Origin of the sequence: Clostridium sp. (assembly GCF_029267215.1) — a bacterium.
GTDB lineage: Bacteria > Bacillota > Clostridia > Clostridiales > Clostridiaceae > Sarcina.
On record NZ_JARIDH010000026.1, the window covers coordinates 76401 to 94013 of the forward strand.

The following is a 17613-nucleotide window of genomic DNA, read 5'->3' on the forward strand; positions in this document are numbered from 1 at the left end:
TTTATTATTAACTTTGTTAAAAATCTCTTTTATTTTTTCTTTTTAAATTTTAAAAATACTGCTATAGCTACAACAAAAGCTACTAAGAATCCAAAAATTCCATAAACACCTTTGCTTTTTAAAATATGAGAATTAGTATTTAAAGAATCTTTTTTATTTAAATTATCCTTCTCTTTATCTGCTACTTTCGCTTTATTATCACTTTGTGATACTTTTTCATTTTTATCATTATCACTATTAAATGTATTTTTAATCTTATTTTCTACTTCATTAAGTAAACTAGAGTCTTTTTTACTGTTATTTAAAGTTTTAGCTTCACTACTACCCTCTACATTATTTGAATCCTTTTTAACAACTCTACTTGAAATATTGTTATTTTTTGATTTAGTATTATAACTTCCACTTTTTCCTGAATCCTCATTATTTTTTATGATAGTTGATTTTTTATTATCAGTTTTAGAAATATTTTTACTTTTCTCAACTTTATTATTTTCTACTGATTGTGAGCTAGTATTACTCTTCTCATTTGAATTTGATTTCTTATCTTTTACACTATTTGAAGAAGAAATACCTTCCTTAGAATCACTTGAATTTAAAGTATTATTAGGTATTTTTGAAGTTGAATCATTTTTTTCTAGAGTATTTGATTGTGAATCCTGGCTATTATTTTTAGAATTAATATTTTCACCATTTTTATACCTAGTATTATCCACTACTTTTCCTGTATTTTCATTTCCAGAATTTTTATCTTTATCAGTATTTTTATTTTCCTTTGGTTTCACAACTACTGGTAATTTTTTAAGTCCTTTAATTGCCTGTGATAAGCCTTGTATGCAACCATTAACTTCTTTCGGAGTTGCTTTCTTATTATTCATAAGACTTTCTGCCTTTTCAAGGCTTTCTTTTAGCTTACTTACACTTTCTTTAGTATAAGAATCTGAATTTTTTAAGACATCCTTTGCCTTATTTATTTCAGACTGAAGTCCATCTTTATTGGCTTCTAGTCCGTTTATTCCACTTAAAATACTAATTGTAGCAGCTTTAACTTGTATTGGTGTTACCTTATTATTATTCATAACACTTTCTCCAGCTGTAATAAAACTATTTAAAGGCTTAATACTTGATTCTGTATATTGATCTTTATTTTTCATAATATCCTTAGCTTTATTTAATGCTTCTTGAAGTCCACTTTTATCAGCTTTTAAGTCTTTTATTGAATTTTCTATATTATTAATTAAACTATTAATTTGCTCTTGAGTTAAACTTTTATTACTTAAGGCCTTTTCTCCTTTTGAAATAGCGTCTTTTAAATTATTTATACTCTCTTCTGTGTAGCCATTAACTTTATTTAATTTTTCTTTTGCTTTTGTTATTTCATCTTCAAGACCTGTTTTATTTATATCAGTTCCACTAAGAATTACCTCTGCAATTGTTGCAAGGTTATATATTCCTTTTTTACTTTCTATCTTTATATACTTAGCTTTAACTCCATTTAAATTGGCATATTGAGATTCATTTGATGTTGAGTATATCCACTTTCCTGATGTCGCTTCCTTAAAGTTTTTTCCATCCATACTCACTAATATTTTATATTCTTCAATATCACCATTCCATCCACCATCTTGTCTTGGGAAACATAAAAGTTCATTTAAATTATAAGGATGATCTAATTCTATGGTTACATATGGATTTTTATCTGATCTATTCCAAATATTTTGCCAGTTATCATTTAATTTTCCATCAATAATATTATTAGCTGAGTATTCTTTTTTATTTTGTTCAGTTGAATATGACACAATTTTCATTTGTGAATTAGGAATTATATTTTGAATCTCTAAACCATTATTAGCAAAAAGATATTTTTTCCCATCTATTGTTTTATATCCTGGAGTAGCTTTCCCATTCTCTGAAAAATAATATTTTTCTCCATTTATATTTTGCCATCCAGTTTGGAGAACTCCATCATTATTAAAATAATATCCATTATTATCTATATTTTGAAGACCTTTTTCCATTAAGCCATCCTCATTAAAATAATACTCTTTATTATCTATAAACTGCATTCCTTTTTGAGCTTCACCAAATATCTCATACTTAGTTCCCTTTGAATCTTTTAAAAATCCACTATGGAAATTATACTCTTTACCATTTGGTGATGTATATTTTCCATCTAATACTTTTAATCCATCTTTTGTAATTTGAACTGCTATAGTATTAGATACCTTCGATGTTTTAAGAAGATCATTTTCAAGAGTTAAATATCCTTTTGATGCTAATCCTGGTTTATAAATAATCTCAATTATATCTCCAATATTAAACTTACTGTTGTTAAAGGATTTAGCTATTTTATTTGTACCAAACTCTGTTCCTGATGTATTTACCTCTTTTAATTGTTCCATATTTGAAGAGAATATTTTAATATTTATTCCACTATTTCTTTCATTTGTTCCAATCCAAGTATGTAAGGCATCCACTTTTATATTTCCATTACTTTCAAAAGTAAGAGAATCTGTAGGTGAAGTTCTATTCCAACTATTAATATTAATTTTACCAAGTATTTTAGCTTGATTTTCTACAAATCCATACTTTTCTAAATATCCACCTGTTAAAATTCTATTAGCTTGAACTTTTTCATTAGCATTTCCATTTTTATTTATATCATTTAATTCCTCTTTAACCTTCTTTACAAAGTCATTATATTGACTTGTTGTAGAAACTTGAAGCATATTTCTATTAAACTTAACAAGTAAATCAAACATAGGCTCTGGATAGTCTTTTAATGATTTCATTATGTCATTAGATAAATCTATATAATCTTTTGCACTAACATTTTCATTATTATTTAACAAATTAATTTTAAAAAGCCAAGCTTCAATGTTTAATGGTTGAGTTTTTATTGCCTCATTTATTGCTTTTAATTTTAAATCATATGGAATAGATGAACTTGCTACCCATAAATATTTATTTGATTTTACTAGATTTTCATTATTAGCAGCTGCATACAAATCTGTGTAAGTAACTACATTTCCATTTAAGGCCAATCCTTTTGACCAATTGCTAACATCAAATCCTGAAGCATTAGCAACCACAGTTTCTCCATATTGTGATGACCAATTTCCACTTTGTATGTTATAGCTATAAAAGGCATCGTGTCCTGGTTCACCCATTTGATGAGCTGGTTGTCCAAACACTCTACAAGCTATTGATCCAATCCTTGATATGGAACCACAAACTCCTCCTATTTTAAATACATCAGCAACAGTTTCATCTTTTCCATAAAAATCTGCCCAACTTCCAAATATAATCGCTCCATTATATGGATTCCTAAAGTTGTAGTTTATTGTATAGTCTGCAGTTGGCAGATGATTTCCACTAACAAGATTATTATGATTTTGAAGAATTAAAGCTCTCATTTCTCTAATCTGTGGATTAGTTATTGGAACATTTACTACAGCCTCTAAAAGCTTAACATTAAGACTTTCAAACCCTTGAACCATTCCACCTTCTTCATTTAAAGTTTCAAAAATATTATATCTTTCAACAGAACTTCCAATAGGTTTACCATTAAAACAGTCAGTTATTTTTGTTTGAGTAGCAAGAGCCGTTGCCATTGCAAGCTTTAAATTAAATCCATAATGTGAGTTTGTGTATGTATTCCAAATATCAGACCATATTTGAAGGCCATTAATATTACTCTCTGAAATATTAGTTGCTTGTAAATATTCACTCATTGCAACATCATTATTTAATAACCAGCTTATAAATTTTGTGTTATTTTTATTATTTTTATAAAAAGTTTGAATATTTTCAAGTCCAAATCTATTTATAAATGCATTTGCTATAATATCAGTCATCATCTTTTCATTAGTTAATGAATCTACTATCTCTTCATCGCTTGTAATCTTCTTTGATATTTCATCATTAACAACTTCACTATAAGACTTTATATCATTTTCATTATTTATTTTAACTTTAGGTTTTTCTACTTTTATACAAAGGTTATTATAACTATCTCCAAACAATTTATAAGTGCCATAGCTTTCAGTATTAGATGAAATACATAGTGGTATAACTTTGTTATTCACCTTAATTTTAAAAGTATAACTTTCATCTTTTTTTAGTTTATCTAGTTCTTTTTCCTCTATTAAAGCTAATCCCTTAGAAATCTTTCCTGTTAAAACTACCTTATTAGATGAATCAACTATTTCAATAAGACCATTTTCTAAACTTAAAGTATTTCCTGTAGCAAGACCAAGTTTTATACTTAATTCTCCATTACTCCAAGTAAGATTATTTGTATAAGCTTTCTCTCCAAAATTAACTTTTTCAAGCCCATGCTTTGTAATTTTAAAATATTCTGCCTTTCCATCAACATTACCTAAAACAGTATTTCCATTAATAATTGCTGGTATAGATATTTTAGAATTATAAGAAAGACTTATTATATCTCCATAATTAAATGATTTTCCATTTAGTAATTTAGAAACTTCCTCTGTTTCCCCATTTTTAATATCTTTAGGGTTTATGATTGTCTTTCCATCACTTCCATAGACTCCTAAAGTAAAATATGATTCTTTCCCATTTCCAAAGCTATCCATATAATTTTGAACAGTAAACTTCATATTAGTTATATCAAAACCAATACTTGATTGAATTGAATCTAAAGCCCAAGAATTATTGTAAAAGTTAATATGACTATTTTGAAGATTAATCTGACTTTCATATCCTAGCTTTATTCTTGTAGGTATATATCCCTCTGATGAAACAATAATCTTTGTATTCTTATTAAAATTAGTTGAATTAGTTATAGGAACACTAAATTTTCCCTGTGAATCTGCTTTTCCTGAAAAATTCTTTCCATCTAAATTTATATTTACATTTTCATTAGGTTTAACATTTCCTTGTATAGTTGTTTTATTTATCCCACTTCCTAATATGTTTACAGGATTAATGCTTATAAATTTATTATTAACATCTAAAAGTCCTTTGTCAGTTACCTCAAAATATTGAGTTCCAAGTTCTTGATTTCCTATACTTTTTTCTCCATTTTCAATGCCAACATTTATAAGTGATGGATTATATGTAAGTTCTATAATATCTCCATTTACAAAACTCTTTCCATTTATGTTATTAACAAAATAATTACTATCATTTAATTTTGTCGTTGAAACACTGTATTTATAATCCCCTGTTTTAGAATCTATTACGCTAAATTTAAACCTATTAGTATAGAATGTACCCACACTATTTCCTGAAACAGGACTTCCAGAATAATTGTTGTATATTATATTCTTTTTAGCTATTAATTTCTTAGATTCTGGACTAAATCCAATATAAAAAATTGGCTGAGTATATTGGCTTGACACCTGAATTTTGCTATTTCCTAAATCATAACTTTTTGAATAATTATATATTATCTGCTTAAAATTATCCTCATTAACATATATAGATATAACATCACCAACATTTACATCCTCTTCTGGAATCTTAGCTAAATAATTTCCAGTAGAATCTGATTTGACTTTTTTGCTATAACTTCCTCCACTTACTGTAACAAAGGTGTTAGGAGTAGTTTTTCCTGTTATATCAACTGTTGAATCTCCATCATAAGAAGCTTTATTAACCTTTAAATTATTATTAGAAATAGGTACTAAACCATCAACTGTTATTTTATAATAATAAAAATTTTCAGGCTCTAATTTTTTTGAATCTTTACCTGTATTAACAGTTGGATTGTTCCAGTTTATTTGTGATTTTTTACTTTGATATACACTTAAAATATTTCCATATTCAAAGTTTGCTCCATTTAAGTTTTTCTCTCCTGAAAATCCATTAAAATAAGTATTTTCTGCCTTTGCTACTGGTTTTCCTTCATTATTTATAAGATTTGCTGAGAATTGATCTGCTCCATTTTTACTAATTTTAATACTAAGCTTAGATGTATCAAATTTTAAATTTTCTCCTGTTAAACCTGCATTATAACTTGTAACTACACTTGCTTTACTTATACCAAGGTTAGGTGCTGATGTTGGATAAACTGTTACAGGGGCTTGTCCTGCTACACAAACTATTATAGGGGTACTTCCTTTTATTCCATTTTCATCCTTTACAGGAATTTCAAAAGTTCCAACATAATTTGACTGACTAGTAAACTTCTTTCCATTAAGAAAAACTGTTACTAAAGACTCTGGAGTTGTAATACCTTTTACAGTACAAGATGTAACCTTATTTGAAACCCCTTCAATTGGAAGTGGGTCTACACTTAATTTTTCATTAGTAAATAAAGTTAATCCTGATTTTTCAATATTAAGTATAGTTCTTTTATTAACATTATATGATTTTTGAATTTCCCCATTATTTAACAATCCATTTATGGCTAATCTAGAAGACTTTTTATAATCTATTACTATCTTCTCTCCATAATCAAAACTTAAATTATTTAATTGGTTATAAAGTTCATTTTGAGGATGCTCTCCTCCTCCATGTATATTTATAGTCTTATTTATAGTTCCATCTTTATTGATTAATGAAACTGAAAATAAAAGATCATTTTTACTTGCATAAGGATTCGTTTCTGCCCAACTTTTTGAAAATCCCATTTTCATTGTTTTTGAATTGAATGTTAATGTTCCTATATGTTGCCACCAAACATTATTAATTGATATAGAAGCCTTATCTAAAAGACTTTCTATTTCAGAAGTTTTAGATTCTTTAGAGGCAATTAATACACTAGGTTTAATTTCTTTATTATTTGAACTTAAATTATTAGATTCCTTAGAATTATTTAAGTTTTTATCTGTTTTCATCTCTAAATTACTAGGATTTTTACTACTTGAAGTTATTTCTTCACTTTTTAATACTTCTTTCTTTGAATTATCACTCTTTTTATTGTCATTTGTTAATTTATTTTCATTATTTTTATTTAAATCTGAATTAGGTTTGTTTTGTACTTTATTAACTTCAACTTTATCTTGAATATTAATTTCTTGACTTTCTTTATGATTTATATTCTCTGCAAATACATTAATAGAAGGTGTAGCTATACAATTAGCTATCATAGCAATTCCTAAAGCACCTGCAGTTTTCTTTTTATTCATATTTCACCTCTTAATATATAAACTATATAAAACTCTGTCTTACATAGTTTTTTGATATAATTCTCTTATAAATTACATTTTTAACCTATTAATAATCTCTAGCAATTAATCCATTATATCATAATTATGTACATTTTATGAACAGATTTCAAAAATTATTTTTATTTAAGATAATGTTTACCATACATAATTATGAATTTTACTTTATGAAAAGGAGTCTGTGTCAAAATGACACAGACTCCTTTTCATAAAGTATATCTTAAGAATACTTATTATAATAAATATTTTTAACTACTTCTTTAAATTACCCTTACAAAACACTTAATCCTAATTTGAATTTAAACAATTTAATTCCTTATATAATTCCCATAAGTTTAGGAATGAATAAACTTATCTCTGGTATGAATGTTACCAAAATAAGTACTATTAATATTCCTAAATAAAATGGTAATAAATATTTTATAACTTCTTCTATACTAGTTTTCCCTACTTTACATCCAATAAATAAAGTATTTCCAACAGGTGGAGTAATATTACCTATACATAAATTAAATATAAGCATTATACCAAACTGTACAGAATTCATACCAAAATTTTTAGCTATTGGTAAAAATATAGGAGTAAATATTAATATAGCTGGTGTTAAATCCATAAAAGTACCAACTATCAATAAGACTAAATTCATTATTAATAATATTATAATCGGATTTGAAGATATTCCTAATAATAATTCAGTTATAGCATTTGGTATATTTGTAAATGCCATAACCCAAGACATTATTGATGAAACTCCTATTAAGAAAATTATTATTCCTGTCATTTCTACTGTTTCTAATAAAATTTTTGGTATATCTTTTAATTTTATAGACTTATAAAAGAAAAATGATAAAATGAATGAATATACAACAGCAACCGCAGCTCCCTCTGTAGCTGTAAATATTCCTCCTATTATACCCCCTATTATTATAAAAATTAATAATAAACTTGGAAGTGCATCTATAAAGATTTTCATTGCTTCTTTAAAAGTTATTTTATATTTAGATGAATATTTATATTTTTTTGCTAATATAAATGCAACTACCATTATAGATATTCCCCATAATATACCTGGTATATAACCTGCCATAAATAAAGCTGCTACAGATGTTCCTCCACTTACTAATGAATATATTATAAGTGAGTTACTTGGAGGTATCAACAATCCAGTTGGAGCGGAAGCAATATTAACTGCCGCACTATAATTTTTATCGTATCCTTCTGATTCTTGAAGAGGTGCCATAGTTCCTCCTATTGCCGCCGCAGCTGCCACTGAGGATCCACTTACAGCCCCAAATAACATATTTCCAACTACATTTGTATGTGCTAATGAACCTGGTAATTTACCACTTAAAACCTTAGCAAAATTCACTAATTTTAAAGCTATACCACCGTTATTCATTATAATTCCAGCTAAAACAAAAAAAGGTATTGCAAGCAATGAAAAACTACTTATTCCTGTAAATATTCTTTGTGCTCCAGTTAATACTGCTACATCTAATGACAATGTAGTTAATATTCCAAATATAGATGCTACTCCTATTGTTATAGATATTGGTATTCCTAATAAAAGTAATATTGGAAATACAATCGCTATAGACATACCTGCTTGAAATGCTAATCCCATAATCTTCTCTCCCTTAGATTAATTATTATTTATAACTTTACTTGATTTTATTGAATTACTTTTAAAATTTCTTTTCAAATCAATTAAATTTAGAATATTGTATACTATAGTTATCATTCCAGATAATGGTAAAGCTATATATATATATCCCATTGGTATCCCTAATGCTGGTGATATCTGTCCCATTGCTAGATTACTTATTTGTAATCCACCTAAAACCAATACTAATAATGAAAATATTAATACCACTATTTCTGTAATTAAACCTAATATAAATTTAGCTTTAGGACTCTTATTCTCTAATTTTTGTCTAAAAAATACCATAGTCATATGATCTTTTTTCCCAAATACATAAGATGAACCAAGTAAAGACATCCATACAAATGAATATATTAATAAATCTTCTGATATTGTACTTGGATTATTTAATATATATCGAGTTACTATTTGCCAAGTTCCTAAAATAACCATAAATCCCATTAGTGTCATACATATGATTTCTATTGTTTTGTTTAGTAAAATTCTTAATTTCTTCATATCGCTTCCTCCATAATAATATTTACTTACTTCCTTTGTTTTGTATATTATTGTATAGAGTTTTCAACCTTTGATTTTTAATAAGTTCTTCATGAAGAGGGAAAACCTTTTCTTTAAAAGGTTTTAAGTCTGGATAATAGAATTCAACACCCATTTTTTCTGATTGTTTTTTAGCTTCTTCCACCTTTTCCTCCCATGCTTCAACTTCAAATTTATTTATTTTATCAACTGCATCTAATATTATATTTCTATCTTCTTCATTTAAATTATCTAATAATTTAGAATTCATTATTAATATATCTGGTATCATTGCATGTTGGTTGTATGAATAATACTTAGCAACCTCACCATGCTTATTATTAGTTAATGCTAACTCATTATTTTCTGCCCCATCTATAACTTTTTGTTGAAGCGCTGTATAAACTTCACCAAAATTCATTGGAGTTGCTGCTCCACCTAATAATTCCATCATTCTTATATTAGTTGGACTTTGTTGAACTCTTATCTTTTTACCTTTTAAATCTTCTGGTTTCATTATTGGCTTATCTGTGGTGTACATATTTCTTGATCCTGCATCAAACCAGATAAGACCAACAAATCCTGATTCTCTAGTAGACTCATATATTTCATTCATTATTTCATCATCATTCATTACAGCATGATAATGCTCTTTACTATCAAATAAATATGGTAAGTTAAATACACTATATAATTTATTAAAACTTTCCAACAAACTTATACTTCCTACTGCTATATCAACAGCTCCAGTTTGAGTAAGTTCAACAACTTCTCGTTGTCCACCAAGTAATTCATTTGGATATACTTGTATATCAATTCTACTATTAGTGTTTTTTTCAACAATATTTTCAAACTCTTTTAATGCCAAATGTATTGGATGACTTTCTCCTTGATTATGAGCAACTCTCATTACTCTAACATCATTGTCTTTAGCATTACTACATCCTGATAAAATTAAACTTATTATGGATGTAAAAAAAATCATCTTAATAAATTTTCTCATCTATAAACCCTCCCCCTACAATTTTTCAATTTACAATAACATTAATAAATTATTTATATACTAGTATACTAGCATATCTTTCCCGCCAAAACAATATATATTACATTTTTTCAAAATTATTGTAGATTTTCATAAAAAAATAATTCATCTATATAAACCCAAAAGGTCTGTATCATAATGACACAGACCTTTTTCATATAAATAAATTATAAGACTGAAATTAACTCTAAATATTCTTCTGTAATTAATATATCTCCAAATTTTTCTTCAATAAATTCAATAACTGCATCAGAATTATTCCCTATGATTCTTGAGAAAACAACTATATAATCCTTAATATTTTGTGCAAAATTACCCTTATCTCCTAAAAACATCTTTAAAAACAAACTATATTTCACCAATAAATATTCTAATAATATTAATTGAAGTGATATTGCTATTTCCTCAATATCTTCATTAAGACAGTCCCCTAAAATTTTAACCACAATACAATTCTCAATTAATGAATTATAATTATTTAAATACTCATTAAAAATTTCTATCTGCCCTACTAATTCATTTATTTTTATTTTTCCTTTATAAATTTTCATAGAAATATTTGAAATATCTTTTAAAGCCTCTTTTAATACAGGAACATTTTTATAGTTTTCTATAATATCTAAAAATAAATTATTAATAGTTTTAATTGATTTATTATAATCAACATTTTTTCTTAACTGATTTTTTAAGTCATCAATATAAATTCTGTTATTATACTTATTAATTTCTTCTAAAACAAACTTTTCTGTAAGTTCATCACTATTTAAAATATTAAGTATCATACCATAACTTATAATAAGTTTATCTTCAAATTTTATATCCTTTTCTTTAATTATTTTTATAATAGTATCTCTTATTTTAAATTCTACTGACAAATTATTTATATTTTCTTCATCTTCTTTATGAAAGGATTTTAATGTTACTTCTCCTTTAATTTTTTCTACAATATCTACAACTTCTGGACATGAACAAGATAATGTAAGCTCCCTTACCCCTTCAAATATATTTTCAAGTCTAGGAAAAGTCTTACATATTTTTGATAAATAATCATCTCCATGATTTTTAACAATATTACAGAGTCCTTTATTATCTAAAAAAGGACACGCATCCCTTATTTCTTTATCAATTATTATATTTTCTTCTTCTTCAATAATTTTTAACTTGTCAAGAATATACTTACATTCATCTCCCTCTTTTTTAAGCTTATTATAAGTATCATAATCAATATTAATATCCCATCCAGAACAACAGGTAAACTTACATTTATCTGCTATGCATGAAAACTCATCATACCCTGTCATCCTTTTATCTATAAAAAACTCATTCTTTTCACCTTTGTTTTTCTCCAAACTTTTTTTTCCCCTCTCCATATTTTATTCTAGCCATCTTATTTCATTGTTATTTTATCACAATATATACTTATATAATTTTTATAATATTAAACCTTAATTTATTAAGATTAAAATGTATTTAGTCTTAATTTATATTTAAACCCAAAATTCAACTAATTTTATATTTAAATCTACTAATTTAATAATTTTTTCTTTTCAAAATCTTCAAACCAATTAGATTTTTTATAATATATAAAAAACATAATAGAACTTAAAAACCAAGTAATAGGATATGCCCAAAATACTAATGCTATATCATGTACTAAACTTGTAACAATATTTATATATAAAACACGTATTATACAAAAACAACTCAACATTGTTAACATAGGTATCTTTGACTTTCCAGCCCATCTTAAAACCCCTGATAAACAATGTGAGAAGGATAGTAGAAAATAATTTACTCTTTCAAATTTTTTAGTACCAATATTTTGACTTACAAATGTAGTAATTGCCGAAGATAACATTTAACTAAAAAAATTTTTTATTTTTGTTAAAATAGTATCCTTTTTAGTATTTGCTTTTGATTTATTATCCTCATTAATATCAGTTGAATTTACTTCAGACTTTTTATTCTCTTTATTACTTTTAACTGAATTACTTCTCATAACAAATTTTACTGTACCATCCATATCATCAGATAAACCTGAATATACTCCATAATCTTTTGACATTTTAATCAATTCATCCTTAACTTCTAAAAATCCCTCTATAGAATTTAAGGCAGTATTTCCTTTATTGCTTATTTGATCTAAGCCTTCTTTTTTAAGCTTTGAAACACCTTTATATAAATCACTAGTACCATTTTCTAATTTTTCTGTTCCTTTTAATATTTTAGCTGATGATGTTTTTAAAGAATTTGTACCTTCTGCTAAAATATTTCCTCCCTTAGCTAATTCTCTAGCCCCTTCACTTAAAGCTAATCCACCCTCTTTTAATTTAGTAGTTCCATTATATAAATCTCCAACTGCTTGATTTATCTTCTTAGAATTAACACTCAAATCATTAGCCCCATTAGAAACTTTATTGCTACCTTCTTTTAATACTTCCGTTCCTTCTTGTAATTCTTTTGTTCCAAAGGATAACTTTGTACTTCCTTTATATAAATCACCTAAAGCTTTATTTATTTTCCCAGAATTTAAATTCAATTCATTTGTTCCAGCTAACAAAGTCTCACTTCCATTTTTCAACTTTGAAATTCCATTTTCTAAAGTTCCAGTAGAATCAGCTAATTTTTTGCTACCTAAATAAGCAGCACCTAGGCCTTTTGCCATATTATCTACTCCTGATTTTAAATTTTCTCCATTATTAACTAAGATTTCAAATTGATTGTTTAAATATTGAGAACTTTGTGAAGCCTTGTTTAATGTTCCTGACAATGTATTAGCTGAATTAGCTGCCACGCCTAAATTATTTTCCAAAGCCTTCAATCCATTTTTTTGACCTTCTGATACCTTAGATATTCCTCCACTTATTTTTTTTAGTGATTCTGTTAATTCTGGATTAGAATCTCCAAGGCCTTCTATTATTGAGTTTAAATTAGAAGAAAGTCCATCTAAATTTCCTGTACTATTAATTAAGTTTTCTACCCCATTACTTCCTTTTGAAAGTTCATCGCTTAATTTTTTTGCACCTAAAGAAGCTTCTCCTATTCCTTCATTTAACTTAGAATATCCCCCTTGAATTTTAACTGAATTATCAACATATTCATTTACTCCATTAATAATAGCTTGTTTATTTTTTTCTAAATATCCAAGCCCCTTATTTAAATCTAATATTCCTTGGATTAAAGTTGGTGCATCTTTGCTTAAATTAGCCAATCCATCATTTAAATCATTCATACCCTTTGATGTTTTAGAAACTCCTTCATTAAATGCTTCGTAATTATTTTTAATTTCTCCTAAACCATCACCTAATTGTTTTGAACCATTTACTAAGGATGAAACACTATTATTTAATTTATTTACTCCATTATTTAAAGATGTTGCTCCCTCTGATAAGGATGATACACCTTCATTAAATACTTCATAATTATTTTTTATTTTTCCTGCTCCATCATTTAGAGAATTTGTTCCCTTAATTAATTCAGGAACTTTACTAGATAATTGATTTATTCCCTCATTTAATTTATTAGCTCCCCCTGATAAATCATTAACTCCATTATGAAAAGCTTTATAATTACTTGCTAAATCTTTTTGTCCTTCTAATAATTTTTTACTTCCTGATAAAAGTTCTTCCCCACCATTTTTAAGCTCATTTAAAGAATTTTTCAAATCATTTAAAGTGTCTGCCCCTTTAAGTGTTTCTAACCCTTCACTTGAAGTTGTTACAACCATCATAACTGCTGGAATTTCAAAATTTGTTGTTTCACCAGTTATTTCTATGGAATCTTTTAAATCTAAATTTATATTTTTACTATCAATTAAATTATCTAAATCTAAAGATTCCTTAAGTCCTGGCAAAGAAATAAAAGTTATTAGCGAATTATTTCCATCATTTATAATTTTCCCTGAATTCACTTTGATATTTGAAAAATTATCATTAGATAAAATTAATTCTGTAGCACTTAAAAATGGAGTGTATAAAAGTCTATTCTTTCCATTTATAGATTTAGTCTTATGTTCATTATTAGTAAGTCTCAATGTTATTTTAAAAGAACCTGACTTTCCTAAAATCTCCTTAGGATTTACTTCCTTTCCATTTAACTCATACTTAATTGATAAGGATACTGGTAATTTATTATTTGTTTCCCCTTGATAATAAAGATTATTAGAATCTATATTCCAATTTAATTCCTCTCCACTTACTGTAGGTTTCTCATCTCCCTTAACATTTTTAATATTTTCTAAATTTGATTTATCATTAAAACTTCCTAAATTTTTGTCACTACTTATCCAATCACTAACTATCTGTTCCTTTGGATTTCCTTGTTCATCTAATATTACATAAACCGTTTCATCCTTTTTAATATCTTTTGCAAATACAATTCCTGATGTTGTGGTTGTTAATAAAGCTACTAAACATATAATTTTTTTTGATAATCCTCTATTCATTGTGTTTTCCTCCTTCAACACATTCAACAAAGCTTTTACTTGTTTTAACTATTAAGTTTTCACAAATCAACAAAATTCCTGGAAGTATAAACAATATAACAAACATACTGATTATGGCCCCTCTTGCCATTAATGTGCATAAAGAACTAATCATTTCCATGTCAGAAATAATTCCTACTCCTGCTGTTGCTCCAAAAAATGTTAAAGCACTTGTTACAATTGATATTGTTGATCCTTGAAGTGATATTTTCATTGCTTCATATTTATCTTTATTCTTAGCTAGTTCCTCTTTAAATCTTGAAGTTAATAATATTGCATAATCAACTGTTGCACCTAATTGTATAGTCCCAATTACTATGGATGCTATAAATGGAATACTTGTCTTAGTGTAATATGGAATTCCAAGATTTATATATATTGCAAGCTCTATAGCTAAAACTAAAATCACAGGTATTGTGGGAGATTTGAATATTATTAATATGATTATAAATATTGCTATTATTGATACAATGCTAACCATCTTAAAATCACGATCTGCTATAGTTATTAAATCATCAGTCAATGGGGCCTCTCCACCAACTAACCCTTCTTTATCGTACTTTTTAACAATATTATTAATTTCTTTAAGTTGAATAGTAACTTCTTCAGAGGCTGCTTTATACTCTGAGTTAAGCATTATTTCTTCATATCCACCATTTTTAATTTTCTTTAAAAACTCATCTGGAATGAAACTTTCAGGTATTCTTGCTCCTACTATTTTCTCAAGTCCAATTACAGAAGTAACCCCCTTAACCTCTTCTAATTCTTTAATCATCTCATTAACTTTATAAGAAGGTAAATCTTCATTTATAAGAATAATATTTGTAGACATCATATTATATTCTGTTTTTAATTTATTATTAGACACTATAGATGGTAAATCTTTAGGAAGTGAATCATCTAAGTTATAATATACATCTGTATTTTTATATCCAATTAATGAAGGTATTAATAATAAAGCTCCAAATAAAACAATAATTTTATGATGTTTTATAATAAAACTTGATGATTTATTGAACTTAGGTAATAACGTCTTGTGTTTAAACTTATTAATATATTTATCAAATACTAATATAAATGCTGGTAATACTGTAATTGTACATATCAATCCCAATATAACCCCTTTGGCCATAACAAAGCCAATATCTTTACCTAAGGATAATTGCATAATACATAAAGCTAAAAATCCAGCTATAGTAGTTAGTGAACTACCTGAAATTGAGCCAATTGTTTTTTCTATAGCAATAGCCATAGCACTTACATTATCTTTCTCAATTAATTTTTCCTCCTCATATCTATGAAGTAAAAATATTGAATAGTCCATTGTCACACCAAGTTGCAATACTGCTGACAAAGCCTTTGTAATATAGGAAATATCTCCAAACCATATGTTAGTTCCCATATTATATACAATTGCTATTCCTATGCTTGTTAAAAATATTACTGGTGTTAAGAAAGACTCCATAGTTAATGCCAAAATTATCAATGAAAGAATTACAGCTATTAGTATATATATTGGTGCCTCATTGTCTGCTAAGTCCTTAGTATCTTTTATAACTCCTGCTATTCCACTTAAAAAAGCTTGCTTTCCAGTTATATCTCTTATCTCTTGTATAGCATTTTGAGTAGATATATCTGCATCACTTTCATTTAATTTAACAATCATAAGGGTTGAATTTTCAGAAAACATCATATCTTTAAGGCTAGAAGGTAAAATTTCCATAGGAACTGAAATATCTAAAAAATTATTTATCCATATAACTTCATTTACTCCCTCTACCCCTTCTACTTTTTTCTTTAGTTTTTCTACATCCTTATTCTCCATATTATCCACCATAAGCATGGCTAAGGATCCACAACCAAATTTTTCTTTTAAAATTGCTTGTGCTTGTCTTGTTTCTAAATCCCTTGGTAAATAACTTAATATATCATAATTTACTTTTGTTTTAAAATAACCAAAGATTGAAGGCACTAATAAGATTAATGATAATACTATTACAATAACTCTATTTTTAGTTATCATTTGTGATAATTTTTTCATAAATATTCCCTCCTTTCATTTCACTAAATCCGTTAAGTTAAATGAATATTTTCCTCTTAAATCTTTTAAAATACAATAAAATTAAAATTGGGCTATGTTTTAAGAGAGTGTTAATTTTAAAAAAATATTTACCAAGCTTATATGAAATTAAAATAAATACTAATTTTATTAGCTAAAAAATTTTCAAAAAACTTAACAGATTATAATGCATTTTTCTCCATTTTAATTTGGAATAATATTACAATATATTTATATTAATAAATTTTTATGAAAAAAACTGCATTGAAAACTTATAAAACTCATAATAAAATTGAGTTTAAAGTTTTCAATGCAGTCTAAAAAATTCAACTTTTAATATTAAATTTAATCTCTATTTGTTTTCTAAAATTAAATCTTTATATACCTTAGTATCTTTGTAAATTTCATCTTTTAATGGATTAAGTTTATTCTTTCTTATCTTATTAAGTTGATAAATTGCTAAAGAAGCATTTGCAATTAAAGATATTAAACTTACTACAAAGAAAGCAGTCTTATTATGTGTTGTATGAACTGGTGCTATTCTATCAGCAAATTGTGGAATAGTCATAACAAACATAATCCAAAGTGCTAATGTTTGAGCTCTATGTTGTAACCAAGCTCCTTTTTTTATAAAGAAAGTTGGTATAGTACATGAAAGTAATAATGCAACTCCACAGTAAATTGAGTGATCTGATATACAGTTATAAGTATAAG

The 17613-nt window shown here is 26.4% G+C and carries 8 protein-coding genes; all 8 read right to left on the reverse strand.

The window, feature by feature from the left end:
* Positions 1-29: 29 nt before the first annotated feature.
* Positions 30-7097, reverse strand: a complete 7068-nt coding sequence (locus Q1K13_RS04165) for a hypothetical protein (protein WP_300347905.1) — start codon at positions 7095-7097, stop codon at positions 30-32.
* 355 nt (positions 7098-7452) lie between these two features.
* Positions 7453-8760: a TRAP transporter large permease gene (locus Q1K13_RS04170; protein WP_300347906.1), complete on the reverse strand. Its 1308-nt coding sequence runs from the start codon at positions 8758-8760 to the stop codon at positions 7453-7455.
* A gap of 18 nt (positions 8761-8778) precedes the next feature.
* Complete coding sequence (locus Q1K13_RS04175) at positions 8779-9297, reverse strand: TRAP transporter small permease (protein ID WP_300347908.1); 519 nt, start codon at positions 9295-9297, stop codon at positions 8779-8781.
* Between the two features lie 22 nt (positions 9298-9319).
* On the reverse strand, positions 9320-10318 hold the full coding sequence (locus Q1K13_RS04180) for a TRAP transporter substrate-binding protein (protein WP_300347909.1): 999 nt from the start codon (positions 10316-10318) through the stop codon (positions 9320-9322).
* A gap of 206 nt (positions 10319-10524) precedes the next feature.
* On the reverse strand, positions 10525-11706 hold the full coding sequence (gene fliB / locus Q1K13_RS04185) for a flagellin lysine-N-methylase (protein ID WP_300347910.1): 1182 nt from the start codon (positions 11704-11706) through the stop codon (positions 10525-10527).
* A gap of 509 nt (positions 11707-12215) precedes the next feature.
* Positions 12216-14801, reverse strand: coding sequence for a phage tail tape measure protein (locus Q1K13_RS04190; protein ID WP_300347911.1), 2586 nt, complete (start codon positions 14799-14801; stop codon positions 12216-12218).
* On the reverse strand, positions 14794-16881 hold the full coding sequence (locus Q1K13_RS04195; protein ID WP_300347913.1) for an efflux RND transporter permease subunit: 2088 nt from the start codon (positions 16879-16881) through the stop codon (positions 14794-14796). The genes Q1K13_RS04190 and Q1K13_RS04195 overlap by 8 nt, the downstream gene beginning before the upstream one ends.
* A gap of 370 nt (positions 16882-17251) precedes the next feature.
* Positions 17252-17613: DUF5692 family protein (locus Q1K13_RS04200; protein WP_300347914.1), on the reverse strand; the 362-nt coding region annotated here is incomplete at its 5' end.

Excerpts from the sequence above, each read along its gene's own strand:
- Q1K13_RS04165 (WP_300347905.1), bottom strand. The coding sequence starts at position 7,097 with ATGAATAAAAAGAAAACTGCAGGTGCTTTAGGAATTGCTATGATAGCT.
- Q1K13_RS04170 (WP_300347906.1), bottom strand. The coding sequence starts at position 8,760 with ATGGGATTAGCATTTCAAGCAGGTATGTCTATAGCGATTGTATTTCCA.
- Q1K13_RS04175 (WP_300347908.1), bottom strand. The coding sequence starts at position 9,297 with ATGAAGAAATTAAGAATTTTACTAAACAAAACAATAGAAATCATATGT.
- Q1K13_RS04180 (WP_300347909.1), bottom strand. The coding sequence starts at position 10,318 with ATGAGAAAATTTATTAAGATGATTTTTTTTACATCCATAATAAGTTTA.
- Q1K13_RS04190 (WP_300347911.1), bottom strand. The coding sequence starts at position 14,801 with ATGAATAGAGGATTATCAAAAAAAATTATATGTTTAGTAGCTTTATTA.
- Q1K13_RS04195 (WP_300347913.1), bottom strand. The coding sequence starts at position 16,881 with ATGAAAAAATTATCACAAATGATAACTAAAAATAGAGTTATTGTAATA.